Annotated in this window: 26 protein-coding genes and 1 riboswitch; of the genes, 2 read left to right on the top strand and 24 right to left on the bottom strand. The window is 39.3% G+C overall.

The annotated features are described in order from the left end of the window. Nucleotides 1-12: 12 nt before the first annotated feature. The 17 genes from mreD to ACKTSC_RS06735 form a co-directional block, all read right to left on the bottom strand. Nucleotides 13-528, bottom strand: coding sequence for a rod shape-determining protein MreD (mreD, locus tag ACKTSC_RS06815; RefSeq protein WP_407857190.1), 516 nt, complete (start codon nt 526-528; stop codon nt 13-15). Continuing rightward, nucleotides 525-1385, bottom strand: coding sequence for a rod shape-determining protein MreC (gene mreC / locus ACKTSC_RS06810; protein ID WP_332580173.1), 861 nt, complete (start codon nt 1383-1385; stop codon nt 525-527). Before mreC ends, mreD begins: the two co-directional genes overlap by 4 nt. A 149-nt stretch (nt 1386-1534) precedes the next feature. Then, nucleotides 1535-2173, bottom strand: a complete 639-nt coding sequence (locus ACKTSC_RS06805; RefSeq protein WP_407855886.1) for a thiamine diphosphokinase — start codon at nt 2171-2173, stop codon at nt 1535-1537. Continuing rightward, nucleotides 2173-2823, bottom strand: a complete 651-nt coding sequence (gene rpe / locus ACKTSC_RS06800) for a ribulose-phosphate 3-epimerase (RefSeq protein ID WP_407857203.1) — start codon at nt 2821-2823, stop codon at nt 2173-2175. The genes ACKTSC_RS06805 and rpe overlap by 1 nt, the downstream gene beginning before the upstream one ends. Nucleotides 2824-2886: 63 nt before the next feature. Continuing rightward, nucleotides 2887-3768 (bottom strand): ribosome small subunit-dependent GTPase A, encoded by an 882-nt coding sequence (gene rsgA, locus ACKTSC_RS06795; protein ID WP_332580176.1) that lies wholly within the window; start codon nt 3766-3768, stop codon nt 2887-2889. A 96-nt stretch (nt 3769-3864) separates the two neighbouring features. Beyond that, nucleotides 3865-6036, bottom strand: a complete 2172-nt coding sequence (pknB, locus tag ACKTSC_RS06790; RefSeq protein WP_407857189.1) for a Stk1 family PASTA domain-containing Ser/Thr kinase — start codon at nt 6034-6036, stop codon at nt 3865-3867. Continuing rightward, nucleotides 6033-6776, bottom strand: a complete 744-nt coding sequence (locus ACKTSC_RS06785) for a Stp1/IreP family PP2C-type Ser/Thr phosphatase (RefSeq protein ID WP_407857188.1) — start codon at nt 6774-6776, stop codon at nt 6033-6035. Before ACKTSC_RS06785 ends, pknB begins: the two co-directional genes overlap by 4 nt. A 21-nt stretch (nt 6777-6797) precedes the next feature. Then, complete coding sequence (gene rsmB / locus ACKTSC_RS06780; protein WP_407857187.1) at nt 6798-8150, bottom strand: 16S rRNA (cytosine(967)-C(5))-methyltransferase RsmB; 1353 nt, start codon at nt 8148-8150, stop codon at nt 6798-6800. Beyond that, entirely contained in the window at nt 8151-9092 is a 942-nt protein-coding gene (gene fmt, locus ACKTSC_RS06775; protein WP_407857186.1) for a methionyl-tRNA formyltransferase, read from the bottom strand. It abuts the gene before it with no gap. Further along, entirely contained in the window at nt 9085-9576 is a 492-nt protein-coding gene (def, locus tag ACKTSC_RS06770) for a peptide deformylase (RefSeq protein ID WP_332580181.1), read from the bottom strand. Before def ends, fmt begins: the two co-directional genes overlap by 8 nt. Before the next feature lie 35 nt (nt 9577-9611). Next, complete coding sequence (gene priA, locus ACKTSC_RS06765; RefSeq protein WP_407857185.1) at nt 9612-12014, bottom strand: primosomal protein N'; 2403 nt, start codon at nt 12012-12014, stop codon at nt 9612-9614. 187 nt (nt 12015-12201) lie between these two features. Next, nucleotides 12202-12504, bottom strand: coding sequence for a DNA-directed RNA polymerase subunit omega (gene rpoZ, locus ACKTSC_RS06760; RefSeq protein ID WP_407857184.1), 303 nt, complete (start codon nt 12502-12504; stop codon nt 12202-12204). Nucleotides 12505-12508: 4 nt separating this feature from the next. Next, a complete protein-coding gene (gene gmk / locus ACKTSC_RS06755; RefSeq protein WP_332580183.1) occupies nt 12509-13123 on the bottom strand; it encodes a guanylate kinase in 615 nt (204 codons plus the stop codon). Between the two features lie 111 nt (nt 13124-13234). After that, complete coding sequence (locus ACKTSC_RS06750) at nt 13235-14119, bottom strand: YicC/YloC family endoribonuclease (RefSeq protein WP_407857183.1); 885 nt, start codon at nt 14117-14119, stop codon at nt 13235-13237. 38 nt (nt 14120-14157) lie between these two features. Beyond that, nucleotides 14158-14373 (bottom strand): YdbC family protein, encoded by a 216-nt coding sequence (locus ACKTSC_RS06745; RefSeq protein ID WP_407857182.1) that lies wholly within the window; start codon nt 14371-14373, stop codon nt 14158-14160. After that, nucleotides 14373-15989, bottom strand: a complete 1617-nt coding sequence (locus tag ACKTSC_RS06740) for a patatin-like phospholipase family protein (RefSeq protein ID WP_407857181.1) — start codon at nt 15987-15989, stop codon at nt 14373-14375. Before ACKTSC_RS06740 ends, ACKTSC_RS06745 begins: the two co-directional genes overlap by 1 nt. 89 nt (nt 15990-16078) lie before the next feature. Next, nucleotides 16079-16783: a class A sortase gene (locus ACKTSC_RS06735; RefSeq protein WP_407857180.1), complete on the bottom strand. Its 705-nt coding sequence runs from the start codon at nt 16781-16783 to the stop codon at nt 16079-16081. 267 nt (nt 16784-17050) lie between these two features. Here ACKTSC_RS06735 and ACKTSC_RS06730 point away from each other — a divergent pair, with 267 nt between their 5' ends. Continuing rightward, nucleotides 17051-17821 carry a hypothetical protein gene (locus tag ACKTSC_RS06730; protein ID WP_332580188.1) on the top strand — a complete coding sequence of 257 codons (771 nt, stop codon included), beginning with the start codon at nt 17051-17053 and terminating at the stop codon, nt 17819-17821. Nucleotides 17822-17853: 32 nt separating this feature from the next. On the opposite strand, the gene thiT is transcribed toward ACKTSC_RS06730, so the two are convergent. The 3 genes from thiT to ACKTSC_RS06715 all read right to left on the bottom strand — a co-directional run bounded on the left by thiT (nt 17854) and on the right by ACKTSC_RS06715 (nt 19536). Continuing rightward, nucleotides 17854-18438: an energy-coupled thiamine transporter ThiT gene (thiT, locus tag ACKTSC_RS06725; RefSeq protein ID WP_407857179.1), complete on the bottom strand. Its 585-nt coding sequence runs from the start codon at nt 18436-18438 to the stop codon at nt 17854-17856. Nucleotides 18439-18487: 49 nt separating this feature from the next. Further along, nucleotides 18488-18586, bottom strand: a riboswitch (TPP riboswitch). A 64-nt stretch (nt 18587-18650) separates the two neighbouring features. Then, nucleotides 18651-19013 carry a hypothetical protein gene (locus ACKTSC_RS06720; protein ID WP_332580190.1) on the bottom strand — a complete coding sequence of 121 codons (363 nt, stop codon included), beginning with the start codon at nt 19011-19013 and terminating at the stop codon, nt 18651-18653. Between the two features lie 64 nt (nt 19014-19077). After that, the gene (locus ACKTSC_RS06715; RefSeq protein ID WP_407857178.1) at nt 19078-19536 is read right to left on the bottom strand and encodes a low molecular weight protein-tyrosine-phosphatase; all 459 of its coding nucleotides are present in this window, start codon (nt 19534-19536) and stop codon (nt 19078-19080) included. A 52-nt stretch (nt 19537-19588) separates the two neighbouring features. Here ACKTSC_RS06715 and ACKTSC_RS06710 point away from each other — a divergent pair, with 52 nt between their 5' ends. Beyond that, nucleotides 19589-20566: a 2-hydroxyacid dehydrogenase family protein gene (locus ACKTSC_RS06710; protein ID WP_407857177.1), complete on the top strand. Its 978-nt coding sequence runs from the start codon at nt 19589-19591 to the stop codon at nt 20564-20566. On the opposite strand, the gene ACKTSC_RS06705 is transcribed toward ACKTSC_RS06710, so the two are convergent. The 4 genes from ACKTSC_RS06705 to ACKTSC_RS06690 form a co-directional block, all read right to left on the bottom strand. Then, nucleotides 20563-21138: a TetR/AcrR family transcriptional regulator gene (locus ACKTSC_RS06705; RefSeq protein ID WP_332580193.1), complete on the bottom strand. Its 576-nt coding sequence runs from the start codon at nt 21136-21138 to the stop codon at nt 20563-20565. The genes ACKTSC_RS06710 and ACKTSC_RS06705 overlap by 4 nt on opposite strands. A gap of 11 nt (nt 21139-21149) precedes the next feature. Continuing rightward, complete coding sequence (ruvB, locus tag ACKTSC_RS06700; RefSeq protein ID WP_407855870.1) at nt 21150-22151, bottom strand: Holliday junction branch migration DNA helicase RuvB; 1002 nt, start codon at nt 22149-22151, stop codon at nt 21150-21152. Between the two features lie 13 nt (nt 22152-22164). Beyond that, nucleotides 22165-22764, bottom strand: a complete 600-nt coding sequence (gene ruvA / locus ACKTSC_RS06695) for a Holliday junction branch migration protein RuvA (RefSeq protein ID WP_332580195.1) — start codon at nt 22762-22764, stop codon at nt 22165-22167. 109 nt (nt 22765-22873) lie between these two features. Then, a complete protein-coding gene (locus ACKTSC_RS06690) occupies nt 22874-24334 on the bottom strand; it encodes a helix-turn-helix domain-containing protein (RefSeq protein WP_332580196.1) in 1461 nt (486 codons plus the stop codon). Nucleotides 24335-24356: the final 22 nt, after the last annotated feature.

The raw sequence follows: 24356 nt of genomic DNA, 5'->3' as shown, positions 1-24356 counted from the left end.
ATAGACAGCAGTTTATTCAGCTGGTCCGATTAAAATTTTTTCTAGCGGGAAGATTAAAATTACAAACATTATGATATTAAACAGTAGTGTCGGACCTAAGTAACGGGGCACAAAAAAGTCGCTACTGATACCGGTTAATCCGAAGACAGACTGCAATAATAAACTAGCAAATTCAAAAATCGTCACACTGATTACTAATGTAAAAAACATCGTTAACACATTTTGCTGAATTACTTTTTGGAAAAGATAAAACAATAAAACAAGTACGGGAAAAATTACCGCGTAAATACCGATGACTCCTATATAATACAAATCATATAAAACTCCTAGCACTAAAGCAGTAACCAGCATAAAACGCTCATTGATGACCCGAGTAATAATCAATAAAACTAATAAAGCGAGGTGTGCATTGGCGACATAGGCATTATTAGTAACAGCCATCATAAACTTTGTTGCATGGGCATCTAGCAGCAATAAGAGCATCAGAAGGACAGGTGCGATACGTTTTAAAGTAGTTCGTCTGATCATTCTGTAGACCCTGCCATTCTTTGGATAATCGTCACAACTGAAATATCATACATTTGTGCGTAAGGCTTGATATAAACCTCCCGATTTAATCCATAGCTGTCTGGTTTTACTTTTACCACCGTGCCGATCGCTAAATCAGCAGGTGAATTCCCACCTAATCCAGAAGTTTGAACAACGTCACCTTCCTTGATGTCTTGACTGCCAGTAATCTCTGAAGCAATCAATTGTTGCGCTTTCGTATCGTATTTATTCAAGACGCCGAAAGAATTCCCACTAGCTGAAGTAATCTTTATCGGAAAATGATTGCTTGTTTTTGTATCTGATGTCAATAATTGAACTTTAGAAGAGTGAGCATTCACTTCCATCACTCGGCCAATTAAACCCTTTTGAGACATTACAGCCATATTACCTTCAATTCCATCGCTACTGCCTTTATCGACGATCAGCATATCTTGCCATGTATCTGGCGAACGCGTAATTACATTTGCGGTCACCTTGTCATAGCTAGTCAGCGTTTGATTTAATTCAAGTTGAGCTTTCAATTGCTCAATTTCTTTTTCCTGGTTCTTTGTTTTTTGTTTGGTTTCATCGTATTGATCAACTTCGGCTTTTAATTTTTGATTTTCATCATAGGTATTAACTAAATCGGAGATCGATTCTACTCCATTACTAAGCCAACGTCCTGGTGCTGTAATTACTTTATCAACGACTCCAATCGAATCATTGATCGCAGATTGAACAATATTTGTATCACTGTCTTTTGCACGATTTGCTGCAGTGATGGAGACTGTTGCTACGACAATTATAACAACAATTAAGATAATAATAATGTTTTTATTCGGATTAAACTTTCTCACTTAAGCACCTCTGAACGCTATAATATACGATAAATTTTACCACTAATTGAACAGATTAAAAAGCGCGGAGCCATGATTTTAAAGAATTTTAGGATCTCTAAAAATAAGAGAGTGAGATAAAAGTAAAACGACTTTTATCTCACTCTCTTTTAAACATCTCGACTCTGGATGACTGCAACAATTCCGTTAGAAAAAGAAACAGCGGCTTCTCCTGTTAAAAATTCATTGCTTGCTAAACTTGTCGGCTGTAAAAAATCCGTTTCAAACAATTCATATTTGACATTTTTTAATGTTAGCTTTTCAACTGGTGTCAAACAACAAAAAGCCAAATAATTCATCTCGATTTCTTTTTCGATTACATGCTGACCAGGAGCTAAGTAGCGAACACTATTCCCTTGGTCTTCCAGTCTGATCTGTGATAAAAATGCTGAAAAACGGGGCTCTACTCCTAACCAAAGATTGGCCAGCAGGTGATCTAGACGTCCACCTGTCGCACCAATGATCGTAATATTTGCTTCTGGAAAGCGTTCAAATGCTGTGACTAAAGCAAGCTGAGTATCTGTATCATCTTTCTCAGCGGGAGCAGATAAAATTTCTGATACTTGGTTGAATACTTCTTCTTTTTCAAGCGTATCTAATGAATCAAAATCACCAACTGCTAAATCTGGAACGATTCCTTGGCGCAAAAGAAAAAGATTTCCTCGATCAATGCCAATGATTTTATCATACGATTTTGAAAAAGCAGGCCAGTGACTCGAGTCACCGCCTGCCACAAGTAAAACATTCATTAATTTAATACCGCTCTTAAAGCAGCAATTTTTTCTTCTGGTTTATCAGCGCCGTAAATGTAAGAACCTGCTACAAATACATCTGCTCCGGCTTCTGCACATTTCTTGGCAGTTTCCGGCTGGATGCCGCCATCAACCTCGATCTCATAATGATAGCCTTTTTCTTTACGTAAACGATCTAGTTCAGCAATTTTTTCTACAGTACCTTCGATAAATGACTGTCCACCAAACCCAGGATTCACCGTCATGACTAATACTTGATCAACGTCAGCTAAAACATATTTAATCGCTTCTATTGGGGTACCTGGATTCAAAACAACCCCTGGTTTTACACCTGCTGCTTTGATCATTTGAACTACTCGATGGATATGAGGCGTTGCTTCTACATGAGCCATAATGATATCCGCTCCTGCTTTTACAAAATCATTGATGTAATTTTCTGGATCAGCAATCATCAAATGAACGTCCAACGGTAATTTTGTCACAGGACGTAACGCACTTACTACGACTTGTCCGAAAGAAATATTTGGCACAAAATTTCCATCCATCACATCAATATGGATGTAGTCGACACCCGCTGCTTCAACCATTTTTACTTCTTCACCTAAACGCGCAAAATCTGCACTCAAAATTGATGGGGCTATTTTCATCATTTTTACTCCTTTTTTGATAGATTTCTCTTTATAAAACAAACAATTATAAACTAATTTAAATCACTTATTTTTCTTATAAATTGGACGTCGATTCTCGATTTCTTGCAAAAACTGCAAGTAATTATCATACCGCGTTTGAGCAATTTCACCCGTTTCAACTTGTTGTTTCACTTCACAACCAGGTTCTTTCACATGACGGCATTCTCTGAAACGGCATGCTGGAGCTGCTGCACGAAACTCGGGAAATTCTTTAGGCAATTCATCGGCGGCTATCTCAAGAAAATCAATCGAACTAAATCCTGGCGTATCAGCGACTAAGCCATCAAACAAATCCAATAATTCCACATGTCGCGTCGTATGTCGTCCTCGACCTAACGCATCTGAAATTTCCCCCGTCACTAAATTTAATCCTGGAGAGACTTCATTTAACAAGGTTGATTTCCCAGCACCGGATTGTCCCATGAATACCGTTAGTTTATCTGCGAATAATGCGGTTAATTTCTGTTTATCTTGTTCACCATCGATCACTGGATATCCTAAAGATTCATAAACTGCACGGATTTCCGCTACTAATGATTGATCTGCGACTAGATCTGTTTTTGACAGATAGATGATTGGTTGAATATTTTTATTTTCTAACGTCACTAAAAAGCGATCCAACAAATTATACGAAAAGTTAGGTTCGATCAAACTAGTAACAATCACACCTTGATCGACATTGGCAACAGGTGGACGGACTAGTTCATTTTTTCGAGGTAATAATTCTAAAATATATCCCTCGCTATTTTCTTCGCTGCTGAATACAACGTCATCACCAACTAAAGGGGTTAATTTTTTTTTGCGAAAATTCCCACGTGCTCGGGTCTGATGGATTTCTCCTTCACTTGCCACATAGTAGAAACCACTTAGGGCTTTACGAATTTGTCCTTCGATCAGGCTCATCTCCTTTAATATCTCTTTTATTGTAGCATACTTCAAAATGCATTTCAGTACAAATGACCTAAAAAACCTTTCCTAAAAGATTAGGAAAGGTTACGCTTATGGAACAGTGATTGTCTCCGCACTTTGAACTTCTTTTGTAACAACTTCATCGCCATTACGCTGAATTTCAATCGTCGCACTTTGACTGTCTTTTGTGGTTATAGAAACTGTTTGTTTTGTTGAAGAGGTATTCTTGTCTAGTTTAAAATTCAATACTTGAGTCAAACTTTGTTTTTTTGCATCCTTCACCGCTACAGTGATCGTGTCTTGTGTATCTTCAGATCCAGTAAAACTAGCTGAAATCGTAACATTGAAAGTTGTTTCTTTTGATTCTGGGCCTTTAGACACATATACGGTTACCGTGTCGCCAACCTTTACTGAGGACGTACTTGCACCAGGGTCTGTTCGAATGACTTTTCCTTCTGCTACATCGTCTGAAAATTCTTCCTGCTCAGTATATTTCAACCCCAAATTGGTTAAAGTCGTTTCCGCATCTGATTTGTCTTGACCAGAAAGATCATCTAGTTTTACATAACTGCTGCCGGTACTGACTTTTAAAGTGATCGTATCTTTTGAAGTCAATGCTGTACCACTGACTGGATTTTGACTGATGACTTCTCCAGCTGGTACGGTCTCATCAGAAGCATCTACACGATTGATTTGACCATCTACGATTCCGATTTGTAAAAGACTCTCTCTAGCGTCTTCATAGGTCATTCCAGAGTAATCATCAATTTCGACAGTCTCAGGACCTGAGGAAACTTCAAATGTGATTGTATCTTTTTTAGGATCAACTTTAGAATCTTTTCCAGGATCTTGACTAATAATTTGATCCTCAGGGACAGTTTCGCTATTTACTTTTTTAATTTGGATATTTTTTAGTAAAAAGCCAATCTTTTGTAAATCTTCTTGAGCATCATCGATCGCTTCACCTTGATAATCTTTTAAAGAAACTTTTTCAGTCCCTGAACTGATATAAAGACGAACACTACGATTTTTTTTGATCATCGTTCCGGCTGCTGGATTTGTTTTCACTACATGTCCCTTTTCAATCGTATCACTAGGAACTTCGTCCGCTGTACTTTCTACAGTCAAACCAGCTGCTTTTAACGCACTACGTGCAGAAGTTTCCGTCATATTATCTACTTGGGGTACCGACACTTCAGCCGAACCGGTCATGAAATATGCTACCGTTCCGACAATCGCTGCTAACAATATTAGAAAAATAAACAACCAACGTTTTCTTCGTTTTTTCTTTTTCGGTTTTGGGTTGATTGGTTCTTCTGTCTTTATCGGTGCTTCTTTAGGCGCTTCAATCGCTACTTCATCAACTGGTTGAATAGGCGTTAATACTTTTGTTTCGTCTAACATCGCAGAAGGATGCCACGGCAATTCATTTACGCGAAGTGCTGTTAAAGCAGTACTAAGATCTGCAGCCATCTCACCAGCTGTTTTATAACGATCAGCGGGATCTTTGGCTGTTGCATGCATCACTACATTTTCCAACGCTTGAGGTACAGCTGGATCAAATCCTTTAACGGATGGAATCTCATCTTGAAAATGTTTCAATGCGATCGTTACGGCTGATTCTCCATCAAAGGGGACATTGCCTGTGATCATCTCATATAAAATGATTCCTAGAGCATAAATATCTGATTGTTTGGTTGCCATACTTCCTCGTGCTTGTTCAGGAGATAAATAATGGACCGAGCCTAACATAGAATTCGTTTGAGTCAGTGATGTCTCTGATAAAGCAATCGCAATTCCGAAATCTGCGATTTTAACTACTCCCGCTTCATCCATCAAAATATTTTGCGGCTTCAAGTCACGATGGATGATCCCATGTGCATGAGCCAAATTAACAGCAGATAAAATTTGTTCCATGATATCTACAATTTTTTCATACGGAATGTGTGCTTGGCTTTGGATATAGCGTTTCAAATCCATCCCCTTCACATATTCCATTACTAGATATTGCATGCCACTTTCTTCATCCACGTCATAAACACCGACGATATTCGGATGGACTAATTCAGTTGCGGCTAATGCCTCACGCTGAAATCGACGAATGGCTGTTTTATCATTCTGAAAATTAAATCGTAATATTTTGATGGCAACATCACGATCCAAAATCAGATCGTGAGCCAAGAAGACGTTTGCCATACCACCGCTACCGATACTGGCAATCACTTTATAACGTCCATTGACCAATTTGCCTATTTCGATCATGGACGAGCCTCCCCTTCAAAATGAATCAATAATACCGTAATATTGTCTGCTCCGCCAGCCTCGTTGGCAGCATTGATCAACTGCTTCGTTTTATCTTCTAAACTTTGATCGCTAGCTACTATCGTTAGAATAGCTTCTTCGCTGACCATATTGGTCAATCCATCGGAACATAATAACAAATAATCATTTGATTGGCATTCGTGTTCAGAAATATCAGTCTTGATGGTTCCGGCGATTCCTACAGAGCGGGTCAAAACATTTTTTTGTGGATGGACCGCAGCCATTTCTGCTGTGATCTCGCCTGATTTCAGCAATTCATTGACCAATGAATGATCGTCTGTTAATTGACGAAGTTGATCTTCATGAATCAAATAAGCACGACTATCTCCAACGTGTGCTAATACGAACTTTTCGTTTAATAAAGCGGTACTAACGATCGTCGTTCCCATTCCTTGCATCTCAGGATGTGTCGTTCCCTCTTGATAAATGGCCTCGTTTACTTTTTGAATCTCTTGTTCAAACCATTCAGAAGCCTTATCTGGCTGCGAGATAGTTGAGGTTGACCAAGCGGCGCCTAAACCATCTACCGCCATTTTACTAGCAACATCACCAGCTAAATGACCACCCATCCCATCAGCAAGGATTGCTAGGTCCATTCCTGATTGATTTGTAAAAACATTCGTATAATCTTGGTTCATATTACGCCGTTTGCCGATGTCTGATTGAAATTGAATCTCCATCTTTTCGTCCACCTCATTTATCTAATTTTTTTGCATTGCACAAATAAAGAATCCATCAGTCATAAACATCTCTGGATATAGGATCAGCATTTGATCTTGAATCGCTTGCTGTACTTTTGAATCTAATGACAAATCAATTTTTTCAAAATCAGCGTGTTCGTTTAAGAACTTTTCGATTACTTGTTGGTTCTCTTCCGGTGCAACAGTACAAGTACTGTATACCATAATCCCACCTTTTTTCAAAGTAGGTGCGCAACTATTTAAAATATCCAGTTGAATTTTTGATAATTGCATAAAGTCTTCTGCTCGTTTTTGATATTTGATATCTGGTTTGCGACGCATCAACCCTAAACCTGAGCAAGGTGCATCGACTAAAATACGGTCAAAGCTTTCTGATTCGAATGTTTCTGCTGCCTTTCGTGCATCCAGTTCTTTGGTTACGATTCGATCAGTTACGCGCAAACGTTCCGCATTTTCTTGAACGAGTTTCAACTTATGTTCATGAATATCGAGTGCAGTGACTGAGCCGCTATCTTGTAATAAAGCTGCGATATGCGTTGTTTTCCCACCTGGAGCCGCACAAGCATCTAATACCTTTTGACCAGGTTCGATCTGTAACGCTTGAGCCACTAGCATCGAACTTTCATCTTGAATCGTTAGCCAACCATTTTGAAATAATTCGCTACCTGCTAAAAAACCACGATCTGCAACGATACCGTATGGTGAAAGCTCACTTTCGCGCGCTTCGATCCCATCTTCAGCTAAAGCTTCAATGGCTTCATCACGGGTTAAAAAGCGAACATCTACTCGTGCACTCACTCGGCTTGGTTCAAGCAATGACAAGCCTAATTTACGTGTTTCAGCTTCACCGATTTCGGCTACAAATTTTTCAGTTAGAAAAACAGGCATGCTGATCTCTGTTGCTAAACGTTCGATTGGATCTTTAATCAGTGCTACTGATGGCACACCTTTTCTTTGAATCGAGCGCAGTACTCCATTAACAAATTTCCCTGTACCCGGATTGCCTTTTGCTTTTGCGATTTCAACAGCTTCATTGATAATTGCATGATCAGGTACACGATCTAAATACAGCATTTGATAAACAGAAAGTTGCAATAGACTTTTGACCCACGGATCAACTTTTTTAGCATTTTTAATGAATGGTTCGATTTCATAGGCTAATAATAACTGACGGCTGATCGTACCGTAGACTAGCTCTGTCAGTAACGCCGTGTCTTTGCCGTCGACTTTATTTTTCTGGATCAATTCATTCAACAATAAATTAGAATAAGCCCCGCCGCGATTGATCCGTTCAATCGCTTCTAATGCTGTAAAACGAACAGAATGTAATAATTTCTTAGGTATTTTTGCCATTTATCCCACCCGCTGTCCTTCTGTGATTGCTTGTCCACTACCATTTAAAAAAGCTTGGACTGTTTGTTTTGCTTTGCCGGCAGGTTGTAATTCATCGATGGCTAAAACAGTCCCTTGACCACATGCGATGTGTAAGGCTTTTTTAGTCCGCGCGATAATCGTCCCAGGCAATTCAGTCGTTTGTTCATCTAATGGCGTCACATGATAAATTTTCCAGCGTGCGCCTTCAAATGTTGTAAAAGCGACCGGCCAAGGATGCATGCCGCGTACTTGATTGTCCACGGCTTCCGCTGTTTTATTCCAGTCAATCGCTTCTTGCTCACGACTGATATTTGGTGAAAAAGTAACTTCTGCTTCGTTCTGTGGAACGGGTTTTAATTCACCTGAAATGATTTTAGGTAATGTCTCAAGTAATAAATCGCGTCCTACAACACTTAATTTTTCGAACATCGTACCGACATCGTCTTGTTTAGTAATCGCAATTTTTTTCTGACTGAAGATACCGCCCGCATCCATTTTTTTGATCATTTCCATGATCGTCACACCAGTTTCTGAATCACCTTCCATAATGGAATAATGAACAGGGGCACCGCCACGATATTTAGGTAGTAACGATGCATGGACATTGATGGCACCTAATTTAGGAACTTGTAATAACTTTTCTGGTAAAAATTGTCCAAAAGCTGCTGTGATCAATAGATCTGGTGCTAGTTCTTTAATTTTTTCCATTTCCGGCGAACCACTGATTTTTTCTGGTTGTAAAACCAATAAATCATGTTTGACTGCTGCTTCTTTGACAGGCGTCGGTGTGATAATTTTTTTTCGGCCGACTGGACGATCTGGTTGAGTCACCACGGCTGCGATATCATAGCCTGCTTCGATCAAACTTTCTAGAATCGGGACTGAAAAGGCTGGTGTTCCCATAAATACAATTTTAGTCATCAACATGTTCCTCCATATAACGTTCTAAATCTTCAGGGGCAATTTTTTCGATGATTTGATCAATAAATAATTTGCCGTCCAAATGATCGATTTCGTGTTGAAATGCTCGGGCTAAATAACCATATGCCGTAACTTCCATTTCTGACCCTTCACGATCATAATAACGAACCGTCACTTCATCTGCTCGTTTTACAGTTCCATAAGTTTCAGGGATTGAAAGGCAGCCTTCAACATCGATACTAGTTCCTTTTCGATCAATGATTTCTGGATTGATCAAATCAAAACGATCATTTTCCTCCACTTCAATTACAGCGATTCTAAGATTTTTGCCGATCTGAGGGGCAGCAATCCCGATGCCATCATGAGCGATCATTGTTTCATACATATCATCTAGTAACGTAACGATCTCATCAGTCACATATTCGATCGGTTCAGTCACTTTATGCAAACGTTCGTCTGGATGGAGAATAATAGGGTAACGCATGACGTTCCTTCTTTCTTTGCTTTATTTCTATATTTTTAGATAAAATACATCGGTTCATTATCGATCGCGATCAATAGACCTTGACGCTGATCTTTCTGACTGACTTGTAAAATATCTTCTAATGTCTTTTGCAAGCGTGGCTCATGTTTATATTTAATGATCAACTGATAATAATAACGATTTTTGACCCGTAAGATCGCGCCTGGCGTTGGTCCTAACAGAATACTCTGCGGGCTCAATTGATGCCGGATTTGTTCCGCCAATTGGAAGGCTTTTTGAGCTGCGCGCATTTCTTCTTGATGAGAGATAGTCACTTTGACCGTGTAATAATACGGCGGATAATCTGTTTGGTGACGAATCCGCATTTCTTTTTGGAAGAAATTTTCATAGTCATGATGTTGTGCTAACTTGATCGTATAGTGTTCCGGATTGAATGTTTGGATCACTACTTCACCGGCTTTATCTCCGCGTCCTGCTCGACCACTCACTTGAGTCAGTAATTGAAATGTACGCTCACTCGAACGAAAATCAGGCAGATTCAAAGCCGTATCGGCATTCAGAACACCGACCAGTGTCACATTTTCAAAATCTAAACCTTTTGCGATCATTTGAGTGCCTAATAAAATATCTGCTTCATGATCCCCAAAAGCCGTTAATATTTTTTCGTGAGCACCCTTACGTCGAGTAGTATCGACATCCATCCGCAAGACCCGGGCCTCGGGAATCAATTGCGCTAATTCTTCTTGAACTTTTTCTGTCCCTGTCCCAAAATAGCGGATCTTATCTTTTCCGCAATTCGGACAACGATGCGGAATAGCTTCTTCATGACCGCAATAATGGCAACGCATCGTCTTCGTATCCATATGTAACGTCAGTGAGATATCACAGTTTGGACACGGCAAAACGAAACCACAGTCACGGCACATTACAAATGATGAATACCCGCGACGATTCAATAATAAGACGCTTTGCTCACCTTTAGCTAATCGATCACGAATTTTTTCTTCGAGACTTTCTGAAAAAGATGAATTTAGACGACGTTGCATTTCTTCTCGCATATCGACGATCTCAACAGTCGGCAATGTCGCATTACGATTAGCACGCTGCGTCAATTTCATTAGTTGATAAACACCTTTTTGACCCCGTGCACGTGACTCTAACGAAGGAGTCGCGCTGCCTAGTACGATCGGACAATTATGGTATTTGCCACGCCAAATAGCTAGATCTCTTGCATGATAACGTGGTGATTCATCTTGTTTATAACTTGTTTCATGTTCTTCATCGATAATGACCACACCTAGGTTTTCTAAAGGAGCAAAAATAGCCGAACGAGCACCGACCACTACATGTGCTTCGCCACGTTCTAATTTACGCCATTCATCATATTTTTCTCCTTGAGATAAACCACTATGTAAAACGGCGACCTCACTGCCAAAGCGCGCCTTAAAGCGGGTCGCCATCTGAGGGGTTAAAGAAATTTCCGGTACCAACATCATCGCTGTCTGTTTTTTTGCTAAAACGTCTTGGATCACTTGCAGATAAACTTCTGTTTTACCGCTACCAGTTACGCCTTCCAATAAAAATACTTTATGCTCATTGTCTGCGCTAGCTTTACTAATTGCTTCATAAGCTGCTTGCTGTTCATCATTCAACTGCAATGCTGCTGTTTGTTCAATCTTTCTTTCAGCATAAGGGTCCCGATATTTTTCAATCGCTAAAAAGGTCAACCAGCCTTTTTTTTCTGCTTGATTTAAATTAGCTAAGGTAAACTCTTCGGCTTTCAGCTGTTTGACAGCAACTAATTCTTCATCTGCTAATGCTGCTAAATAGTCAAGCAGCTGTTCTTGTTTAGGCGAATTCTTTCGCAATGATGCCTTTAATTCTGTTAGACATTCTGGTGGAAATGTTCGTTTAATATAGCGTTCAGTTTTGATTTTATTTTTTGTATGTACTTCATAACGAAGTTCAATGATCCCTTGCTCTCGCAAGCGTGCTAATTCTTTCAACCACCCTTTGGCTTCTGCTTCTTCCCAAGTGATCGATTCAGCTGTACCAAAATATTTTGCTTGGATCACTGGATCATCTATTAAAAGATACAATCGTTTTTGATAATCTGCCTTCATTACACTCGGCAACATCGTTTGCAAACAAGTCACTTTAAAAGCAAACGTCGTGTCTTTCATATAATCAGCCAAAGCTAATAATTCTTGATTCAATACAGGTGCCAAATCCAGTACACGAATGATGGGCTTTAAATTCGTTGGTAATGGTTCTGGAGCATCTTCAAACCCGATCACAAATCCTTGGACATGTCGAGAACCAAAACCGACTTCCACCCGCATGCCGACTTCGACGGTCAATTGAGGCGGGATCAAATAACTGAATGGCTGATCCGTTTGCATCGCAGGGACATCTACGATCACTTGTGCTAATTTCATTCTTTCCGCCTCCATTCCTCATTTATTGTACTAAATTTTGTTCATCTAGAGCTAATGAATCACCTATGTAAATAAAACTTTTACCTTTAGTCCTATGTTTTCGTTTACTTTTTTCTCACAAAAAAGAAGGGACTGTGCCAAAAGTATTGGTACAATCCCACTTACACTTAATCAGCGCGTTTCACGCTTAGTTTTTTTCACTGCGGATACGCGCTTCTAGATCACGTTGCTCACGTTCACGTTGCATGCTGCGTTCTTCTTCTTCCATTTTTAAACGTTCACGTTTAATTTCAGGATGTGGATCACTGATCACGGTTCCTGAATCAATTTCTTCTAACGCTTGACCCACACTTTTTACTGATTCAAATGAATCTAAAGTTGGTTGCGCACCTGCATCTAATTCATGGGCACGTTTGCTCGCTAAGATAACTAATGAATATTTTGAATTTACGTGGTCTAACAATGTATCAATTGAAGGTTTTAACATCATAAGCTTATATCTCCTTTAACATTTTAATATATTTGCCAATCACTCGGTCAACGCGGTAATGTTCGCTGACGATAATATCCTTGATTCGATCAACGGCTTTTGGTACTTGATCATTCACAACGGCATAATCATAAAGAGCCATCATTTCAATTTCTTGGCGTGCAACACGCATACGTTCATCAATCACTTCGGGGCTGTCAGTGCCTCGACCTACGATTCGTGCTTTTAATTCCGCAAGATCTGGCGGTGTTAAGAAAATAAAGACGCCATCTGGCACCTTATCCTTTACTTGTTGTGCGCCTTGGACTTCGATTTCTAAAAAGACATCTTTGCCCTCATCTAATGTTTTATTTACATAAGTTAATGGTGTGCCATAATAATTTCCGACATACTCGGCATACTCCAACATTTCACCTGCTTCGATCATCGCCTCAAATTCTTCTTTGCTGCGGAAATAATAATCGACGCCGTCCACTTCACCCGCTCGCATTTTGCGTGTGGTCATTGAGACAGAGTATTGAAACTCATTATCGTCTCTTTCAAAAATGGCTTTTCTGACCGTTCCTTTTCCAACTCCGGAAGGTCCCGACAATACAATCAACAGTCCTCGTTCAGACATACTAACGCCCTTTCATGCTCTTTTTAGCTAACGCCTATTGTGCACTTTTTTTCCGAATATTTCAAGTGGCTTCGCTAAGCTGCTCATTAATTCTTATAAAATTTCGCTATTTTATTCGACATTTTGGATTTGTTCGCGAATTTTTTCCAAAATCGTTTTTAATTGTACCACGATATCTTTGATACGGATCGGACTGGATTTTGAGCCGATCGTATTAACTTCACGATTCATTTCTTGCAATAGAAAATCCAATTCTCTACCTACCGGACCAGTTGCTTGTAAAAGACTAGCCATTTTTTCCAGATGGATCATCAAACGATCCAATTCTTCATGGATATCCCCACGCTCCAGTAAGATCGCCAGTTCAGTCAGCAAACGATCTTGATCAACGGTTGTCCCTAAGTATTCTTCTAGTTTTGCTTGATACCTTTGTTGAAAATCAGCTTCATATTCTGCTACAAAACTCTGTAGTTCCATGACTAACGACTGGACTTTTTGACCATATTCTAACAATACTTTTTGAATGCCCTCCCCTTCAAGCGCGCGACTTTTAGCTAATTGAGTGAACGCTTCGATTGCAGTCGTTTGGAACAATTCTTTTAATGTTTCTGTTTCTAATTGTTGATCGACCAAAGTCACGAAATCACTTTGTTCCATCGCTTTGACCAATACTTGTTCCACAGGGAAATCCACAATGCCAAAACGTTCTTTCCCTCCAGTTTGCAATTCAGAAACTAATTGTTCGATCAATTCCCAATGAATTTGAACTTTTTTATTGCCACTTTTTAAAGGAGTCAGATTGACGAAAACATCGACTCGACCACGTTGGGCCTTTTCTTTCGCGATTTTCCGCAAATCTGCTTCATAAGGATTTAATTCTTTCGGCATCCGAATCTGTAAATCGAGAAACCGATTGTTGACACTTTTTAATTCGATCGTTAATTCATAGGCTTCATTTATTTGATTGGCTTGACCATATCCTGTCATACTTTTCATTCAGATTATTTCCTTTCTCGATAATAAGAATCAAGGCTTTACATTTTTGCTAAAGCTTCTTTTAATGCGGCAAACTCTTCATTGCTAAAGGTAACACCTTTACCCATTTTTTCATGTCCCGGTGCCCAATCACGCAAATCGAATTTTGGCGGACGTTCATTCCAGCTGACCAAATTTAATTCTTTACGCCAGCCTTTCGGATTTTCTGATAATACTGCGATCTCTTCTACGATTTCATAATTAAAATCTGCCATTAGATTTCCTCCTGTAAATAATTGATAAATAGTGCCAACAACGTTTGGATCGGCCACCGACGATACGTTCTCGGAAAGTCCTTCGGTTGTTGCGCTAGTTGTACGACATGTCGATACACTGAGAATACATTATTATTTTCAATAAAGCCTTCTATTTGTTCCTGTACAGAATAATCGGTTGTAACGATCGGTTCCGGCAATTTAAATTGCTGGATGACGTTTTGAATAAATTCAGATAAAGTATAGCTCTTCAACGGTGAGACTCGGGTCCAATAGGCAAAGAATTCTAAGAAAAATTGACTCATCAATTCGATAGGAAAAGACTGATGGAAAAATTTTTGTAATTTAAGACTTAATTCTTCTAGTTCAAGGGGTATTTTTTTTTGACTATATCGAATAAAGGCTTTAGTCAATGTCTCAAAATCTGCTTGAGCATCAAAGGAATAACGTGTGCCTTGCAGATCACCTAAAGCTTTTTTTGTTTCTAAATAGCCTAGTAACCGGTTTTTTGCCGAGCGGGACTGCTGAAATAAAAATAAATCACCTAGACTCCAAGAGCTGGCCAATTTTAATTCTGCTACATTTTCTGGCAAGTGATATTTTTTATCATAACCAGGGCCATGAACATCTACAATAATCAATTCAGTCAAATTTTGATGGTTCAATGCCACATCGACTGGCAGATTATTACGATAACCACCATCAACATAGTATTCCGTTCCGATTTTAGCCATAGCCATCACTGGGAAAAAAGCGGCTGATGCCATCAACCAATCGATGATTTCCCCAGAAGAGCAGTGATTCAAACAAACGACTACCTCTTGGAAAGCAGGTATTTTGGTTGTCACACTATAAAAAGGGATGCCGTTTTTTATTTTTTGCGGCACTAAATGTTCACTCAATAAGTGTTTAAGCGGTTTTGATGACACACCGCGTTGTTTCAACGACGTTCGCAAAAATGTCCGTAATTGTTGTACCTGAGCTGAAAAATCAATTTCCTCTACCTCATTAAAAGTCACTTCTAATATTTTATCGGTTTCAATCTCTTCCCATAATGATACTGCTTGGTGATAGTCACCTTGAGCAATCAGAGCGCCGTTCAATCCTCCGACAGAAGTCCCAGTGATCAACTCAAATTGAATCTTTTTTTCCAGTAATGCTTGCCAAACACCGATTTGGTAGGCACCTCTAGCACCTCCGCCCCCTAAAATTAACCCCGTGTGATAAACCATTTTTTTTTGCCACTGGCCTTCAATCCATCGATAACCTTTAGAAACTAGCCAATGATCCAAAACAGGATTAGCTTCAAAACTTAAAGCAAGCCACTGCTTGAATTGTTGACGTGCGGATTTTTCTAGTAAATCGATCACTCGTTCCCAACTGCTATCAGCAGAACTCAACAAATTGATGATCTGCCATCCGTCCGCTTTTTCATTTTTAACGAACCACAGCTGATTCGTTCCATCGATCACTCGATACCCTCGACCATTTTTAGCTGCCGCCACATAATGTGTTCGTGCTTGTTGGTGAGAAGAAAAGAACGGGAAAAGTAAGTGCGCCTGTTGAAACTCTTTCCATGTAGTAGATAGTTCTGACACATATGTTTTTTTCAGCATCGCTACTTGCTCCTTGTATAATTGTCTGCTTTTAGTATAGCAGAAATTTAAGACAGTAAAAAACTCCAAGGCAAGCCTTGGAGTAGGAATTAATACGTTCGTTGTTCCATTTGGAAAGCATTTCTCATCGTATCTGTCGCATTGTTGACTGGTGTGACGGCGATCAACTCTCCTTGAACGATGATCCGGGTGATTCCTTCGATCTCCCCACAAGTAATCAAAGTAACTTGCTTCTTGTCTGGATCAACATCGAGATATTTGACCTCGGTAGGCTGAACCCGAACTTTAAGAGTCGTTTTATACGTATAGATATTATTCAGATCGGTTAAATAAATCAAATCATTTTCTTTGATACCATCTAACGGTGTAAATAAAAGCCCCGGACGATCCGCTCGATGACTCGCTAAAGCATAATTTCCTTCACCCATTTTTTGATCAGCCGCCAAGGTCCCTGCACCATAAAGTAAGGATTCATTCGACAACCCTTTAAAAATCGGCAAATTGATTTCAACCGCCGGAATAGCGATCCCACCAATCACTGGTAATTGTTTATTACTTAATTGCGCTTGTAAGACTGCCTCGGTACTAGCCGGCTGCACAGCATCAAAATCAAACGAAGCCTCTTTTTTCATATTTTTGTCGATCTCCGTGCGATCCAATTTTGCTACCGCATAACGTTCACCATTATGTTGCATCAAAAAGTATTTGATCTGGTTATTGAAAATCAGCGCTAGACCTACTAACAATAATAAAAATAGAAAAATATTGACCAACCAATTGCGTTTCTTCTTCATTATGAGCCCCCCACAGTTTCGCCACTATCATATCATATTCTATATTTAGTAGTGAATCTACTTTCAGTTACTAAAGAAAAATTAAAAAAAAGAAATAATAAGATTAACGAACTGTTATTTATTAAAATGATTATAAATGCTAAAAATGTACCTGAATGTTGCGGTTTTTAAGGGAATTGTAATCTAATTTTAAAATAAAAGATACGAGCTTTTTTTTTATTATTAAGTTAAAATAATTGTGACAAGAATGAGAAAGGGTGAGGATGAGTGCCAGATACAATATTTGCTTATATTGATTCTACAAGTAATGCTGTACTATCAAAAGGCCTATCACCCAACGATTTTGTGAACGGGATCGTCCATCAGCCGAATCATTTGTTATTATTAGATCCTGTGGCTGAAGCAGGCGAATACGATCCGCATACAGGACTGAAAATCATCGATAGTCCAGAACAGATTCACAATTTTTTTAACACAAAAACTTTTAATTATTCTAAGAGCAACAAGTGGATTGATTTTAATGATCCCGCAATGCTGAAGGAACTTACTCCATTAGAAATATCTGAACTTCTTTATTTTGGTCATATGCGAACGCATCTCCATTCACCTTTCTTTTATAAACTACAAAATAATTTTGTTTATTTTAATTTAGGTAATGAGACAATGCGGGTCTACTATCGCTATTTAGATGAATTTTATCGGATACTCGCGCGAAAACTGACACGAATCGTTTTAGAAAAGATCAATGACCGCCGTTCATTTTTCCGAAAGGGCTCTTCAGTAGCCCCCTTAGACGGTGAAATTTTAAAAGAATTATATCCAATTTTACAAGAAGGTGCTCTGTTTTGTTTGACTCAAACGGAACTGAAAAATAGAATGTATCACATCCCGATTTATCTTTCAGATGAAAAGGGATGGCGCCGTAATACTCAAAATTATAAAAAAGAACAGCAAGTGGGAGAAATCACTTACGATACAGCAAAACAACGTTGGTCATTAGATGTGGATCACGATGATCCTGCCTTTTCTTTTCGCTAAAAAAGCAGTTGCTAGATAGCAACTGCTTTTTTCTAATGACTATGTTTTTCGATTAATTTACTTCCTTTGGGCAAATACAATTGCGGCACTTTTTCAACGATCACTACAGCAACGATAGCTGTCACTACAGCAGTTGCTAAACCACTAAGTCCATTCATCACTAATGAAAAGATCCATGGATTCATTCCCCACAAAGCATAACTACCCCAAAAAACTACTCCAGCGATAAAATGCCAGAAAAAACGAGCGCCAGTTCCTGTAAATGTTCCATAGATAATATTCTTTCGAGCTGTTTTGATATCTTGATCGACCAATGCTTGTTGAACTTTTTTGGCATATAGACCTGCAAAGCCCGCAAATGTAAAGGCAATCGGATATTCAATCAACACTTGGACCACACTTAAAAAATATACATCGCCGGCAGGAAAGTGTAAAATCCCCCAAATAAATGCAGATAGCAACCCGGGTTTTACGCCCCGTCTTAATGCAAACAACACCATGGGGATCATTCCTAAAGAAATAGTGAAGCTGCTGCCGATCGATGTTGGGATCAATGACAGCATAAATGCTAATGCTGCAACGATCGTTCCTTCGATCATGATTCTTGTTTTACTCATAAAAAAACTCCTCCTTTTTGAACATACAGTCCACAAAGGAGAAGTAACAGTATTACTTCATCACAATTCCTACGCTCGAATAACCGAAACAGGTACTAGGGTTTAGAGTAAACTCAATCTCAGCCCGTGGGCTCCCCTTTGTGAAAGTATTATTCTTTTTTTAGTACATTCCGAGTATACCAAAAGTTTTCACACTCGTAAATGTATTAAATTTATCGTGAAATGCTTTCTTGATCACCACTTGGTGATAAGGTCGTCACCTTTTTGATCCGATCGATCGTCAGCATGACTAATTGGTTATCTTGTGTTCGTATAACGATCGAATCATTATTGACGACTTTTGGCAACCAACCAGAAATAGTCCGAAATTTATCTTCATTTTTTTCATCTTGAACTTGAATAACGACTAAACTATTTTGTAGAGCAGCCATCTTTAGTTTAAGAAAAATATTCTCATTTGCTTGCTCTTGAGCACGTTTGTCACCAGAATCATTCAAAAAATCCGAGATGAAGCGATACGATGAATTTGAAAATAACTTGATTAAATTCTTTCTGGGTTTCTCGTTTTTAGTCATCCAGTTTCCTCCTATCAAGAGCGTAGTTTGATTTTACTTAAATTTCTAAAAAAAGACAAGAATTCTAATCATTTTCAAAAAAATTTAACCAATTTGGTAATCCTTTTTCGATTAAGTCATATGTCTCTTTAAAATCTCCCGTGTACCACGGATCGGGAATACTTTTTCCTTCATATCCAGGAACCCGATCAAGATACAAATAGATTTTTTTCTTCGTTTCTTCTGGAGCTCTTTGGATTAAATCAGAAACATTTTCTTGATCCATCCCGATAATAAAATCAGCAGCATAAAAGTCTTCTGTCGTTACTTGGCGCGCTTGCATGCCTTCCGATGAAATATGATGTTGTTTCAATATTTTTTTCGTTCCGTGATGTGGCGGATTCCCGATTTCCCATTGGCTCGTAGCAGCTGAATCCACTTTAAAATCAGTTAATTGTTCCTCAGCTAACGCATCACGAAAGATCGCTTCTGCCATTGGTGAACGGCAAATATTTCCCATACAAACAAATAGAATCTTTTTCATGTTCTGCCTCCTGTGCTATAGTCAATTTAACGAAATGAAATGAGGGATATCAATGAGTAAAATTTATCTTTCCGCTCAACTTCCTGAGTTGGGTACTGCCTTATTAGAGGATAAAAAATTAGATTTTTCGGTCTTTAACGGACAAGGCTTGATTTCAAAAGCCGAGTTGATCAAAGAGATTGCCGATTGCGAAATCTTGATTTGTCCGTTATCGACTCAAGTCGATCAAGAAGTCATCGATGCAGCACCAAATTTAAAATTGATTGCCAACTTTGGTGCTGGCTTCAACAATATCGACGCGGCTTATGCAAAAGAAAAACAAATCTATGTCACTAACACACCGATTGTCTCCACTCATGCGACTGCCGAATTAACCGCCGGACTGATCATTGCTTTGTCTCGTCGCATCGTTGAAGGAGATCGGCTGATGCACGGCGATGGCTTTGATGGCTGGGCACCCTTATTCTTTTTAGGTCATGAATTGAAAGACAAAACCTTGGGAATCATTGGAATGGGCCAGATTGGTCAGACTGTTGCTAAGATGATGCAAGCATTTGGTATGAAGATTATTTATACACAGCGGCATCAATTAGATCAAACAACCGAAGAGCAATTAAATGCCACTTATTATTCTCAAACAGAGGTGATCCAACAAGCCGATGTTCTGACTTTGCATGCACCGCTGACTGAAAAAACGCGACACTTATTAACTACTGAAACATTTGAGACGATGAAAGATACCGCTTTATTGATCAATGCGGCTCGCGGGCCACTTATCGATGAGATCGATTTGCTTCAAGCATTGAAAGACAAAAAAATCGCTGGCGCTGCTTTGGATGTGTATGAGTTTGAACCAGCTGTCAGTACTGGGCTCCAAGACTTAGACAATGTGATTTTAACACCGCATATCGGTAATGCCAGCGTAGAGGCGCGAAATCAAATGGCGGCGATCGTTGCTAAAAATGCGATTGCTTTCAGTGAACAAAAACCAATCAGTTATATCGTTAATGGGCTAACACAAGAGTTTTAACTCTCGTGTTGGTCTTTTTCATATAAGCGATAAGCAAAAAATTCGATATCTTTAGCAAAACGAAACAATTGAGCGGCAATCGTGATCGGCGGTTGCTCGGCATCTGCCAACAACCAATCGATCAAAATACCACCACAACCATAAGCTAAGAAGCGCGCATAGAATTCTTTATCGATTGAAGACAATGCTCCTTCTTGATCGACATCATCAAACAAGCGAACAAATAATTGCTTTGCTAATTCGATAAATTCTTTAGTCAATACTTCAGGTTCTGCGGTTACAGTATTCAGATAAAACTGATGGTATTCTTGCATTTCTTTCAACATCAATAAGACAGACTCTTCCCAATTCACTAATTTCAATTCGTCTGAAGTTAAATAATCCAACCCCTTTTGATAATACGCATAGTGGAGCAGATCATTTTTGTCTTTGAAGTGGTAATAAAATGTTTGGCGGTTCAAGCGGACCTTCTGACTGATATCTTGAACAGTGATCTTATCATAATTTTTTTCTTGGCATAGCTCGACTAATGCTTGAACCAAAGTATTTTTGGTCGTCTTTCCTTCCGCCATCGTTTCACCCTCTATGATTGATATGGATAATTAAAATGTTCATAGGCTAACGGTGTTGCCACTCGCCCTCGCGGTGTCCGTTTGATAAACCCTTTTTGGATCAGATACGGCTCATACATATCTTCGACCGTCTCGCGTTCCTCTCCGATATTGACCGCCAATGTACTCAAACCGATCGGTCCACCATGATACAGTTCGATCATTGTTTTTAATAATTTTTGATCGACATAATCTAACCCAGCTTCATCGACTTGTAATAATCCTAAGGCTTGATCAGCGACTACTTGATCGATCACTCCATCTGATTGGACTTGTGCAAAGTCACGAATCCGTTTCAACAAACGATTGGCGATTCGTGGTGTGCCACGTGAACGGCGGGCAACTTCAATCGCGCCTTCCTCGACAATTTCTGTTTGAAAAATATCTGCCGAACGTAAAACGATTTCTCGTAAATCGTCTTCTTCATAATATTCCATATGCGAAATGATCCCAAAACGATCACGCAAAGGTGCTGACAGCATCCCTGCTCGAGTCGTTGCCCCTACTAAAGTAAACGGCGGTAATGGAAAGTGAACTGGATGTGCTGTCGGACCTTGTCCCACCATAATATCGACATAATAATCTTCCATCGCTGAATATAAGGTCTCTTCGGCAACTCGTGGCAAGCGATGAATCTCATCGATAAATAAAACATCGCCAGGTTCCAATTCATTTAAAATGGCGACTAAATCACCCGGACGTTCGATTGCTGGACCGCTAGTTGAACGGATTTGGACATCCATTTCATTCGCAATCACCATTGCCATCGTTGTTTTACCAAGACCCGGCGGCCCATAAAGCAGCACATGATCTAACGCTTCTTCCCGATTTTTAGCAGCTTCGATATAAATCGACAGTTCTTGTTTTACTTTGTCTTGTCCAATATATTGTGCCAAATAGCGAGGACGTAATGATTTCTCTAAACTTTTATCGCTGTCATCCGCATCAGGCGAAAGCAAACGTTCTTCATCCATCTATCGAATCCTCCTACTTTTTCATCATTAATTTTAACGCAGCTCGTAAATAATCGTCGGTATTTTCCAACGATTCTTTCGCCAAGGCTTTTTCGACTTTTTTGATTTCTTTTGGGCTATAACCTAATGCTTGCAAGGCTTCCATTGCTTCTGATAACGCTTTGTCATTGCTGTCAGGGCCTTCATAAAACAAGGACATTGGATCGTCCATCAATTCAGTCAACTTGCCTTTTAAGTCTAAGACCATTTGTTGAGCAGTCTTCTTACCCACGCCCGGGAATTTCGTCAAATAAGTCACGTCTCCCGCTTCGATTGCTTGGATCAAACCTTGATGATCCTCGTTAGCCATAATAGCTAAACCACTTTTAGGTCCGATACCTGAAACTGAAAGCAGACGTAAAAATAATTCTTTTTCTGCAAGTGATTCAAAACCATACAATAAATGGGCATCTTCTCGAACGATCTGCTGCACATAGATCGTGACTGACTGCTCCATTTTACTACTGTAACGATAAGGATTTCCTAACGCGATTTGATAGCCGATCCCATTCACATCCAAAACAACATAACTTGGACTGATATATGTCAAACGACCTGTAATATATTCGTACATAGCTGTTCCTTTCTTACGATAAACTTGTATCATCTTTTTCTAGCTTATGTAAATAAAACCAAGTGCACAAGCACATATGTTCTCATTATTTTAGCACAAAAGCCGGCGGTTAAAAACTCTTACCGCCGAATCCTTGCAATAACTGGATCAACGCTAGATAATCCGACATTCGCAATTCCTGTGCGATCATTAACGTGGGCACTTCTTCATCTTGATACGATAAACTCGTAGTTAAACAGAGGTCGCTTTCTGTAGGATTTTCTTCAAAAACAACTTGGTAATCATTGGCTAAAAATTGATGCACATCTTCCCGTAAGATTGTTTCTTCAAATTCAGGCAGATCTGTCTGTAAAAAAATCCGGACAACGGGGCGAACAGTCAATTCAGGCAACCGTCGTAATACTGATAGGTAGCGACCGAATAAAATTGATTCACTTCCACCTTGATCTGCTAAAATTTCACTTACAAAAGCCACTAATTTTGGTTGTTGCTGCGTGATCATCGTCCAAAAAGCTTTGCCATTGATGTTAAAACGAATCATCGGAAAAAGCCGATGGTATAAATGGCCGCTGATCAAATAATTTTCGGCTTGTAAGCTTTGTAATTTTTTCCAAGTAGCTTCGTTATTGATTTTCTTTTCCAAAAGCAGCGCCATTGCAGAGACTTCATCCATGACCGAAAAAGGTTCTTTTGCTAACAGATACTGGATTTTTTTTGTCATCAGCGGAACATGATAGTATTCTTCGCGTGTCAAGAGGTTCAAAAATAAATTTCCGACTGAGTCTTGTTCATGGAAATAACTTGGTAATACTGGTAGTAACTGCCTAGAAAAATCCTTAAACAACGGATCATTGATCAATGTTCGTTGGACCTGTTCATTTTTTTCCAACTCATGATTTTGAACTTCTCTTAAAAGATGTGCGGCGACCAAATACTCCAATCGTTGCTCCTTCAAAGGATTCAAAGCCACTTGAAAAAATTGCTGGATCCTACGACTGATGTTTTTGACCAAGTCATGTTGTAACGGCGCAAATGGCCAATCCTTGCCCCGAAAAATCCGCCAGTAATAAACAGATAGATACATCCTAACAACGGATTCTTCTGCCGCAAAAAAGACGCTTCCTCTTTCAATCGTTAAATCAAGCGGCGCTAATTCATTGGCTAAATCCTTCAACTTTCGCCGGATCGTAGATTCACTGCGATACAATTGCTCACTTAATTCTTTGATCGTCCGTGCTGTCCCAGTAATCAGCAAATGCAGCAAACGATAAGTCAATGAATGACGGATCAAATCCACTAAAAATTGATTTTCTTCCATGACTTGTCCAGCAATGACCAAACGATAAGTGTTATTATTTTTTGCAACTAATGACAGATCCGTTTCTGTAAAACGCTGATAACTTTTATCGAGCTCCTCCAACAAGCGTTGGACACTACGACTATCTAAATTTAATGCTTCAGCTAATTCACTGCGTTTATACATCTCACCATCATCCATTACTTCCATTAAACGAACACCTAAATAAATATCTTTTTCGTAATGTTGTAATTCACGTGCGTTTATATACATAAAAAAAACTCCTTCGTACTTC

Origin of the sequence: Enterococcus hailinensis (assembly GCF_045862035.1) — a bacterium.
Classification (GTDB): domain Bacteria; phylum Bacillota; class Bacilli; order Lactobacillales; family Enterococcaceae; genus Enterococcus_A; species Enterococcus_A hailinensis.
This window is presented reverse-complemented; position numbering and strand designations above follow the sequence as displayed.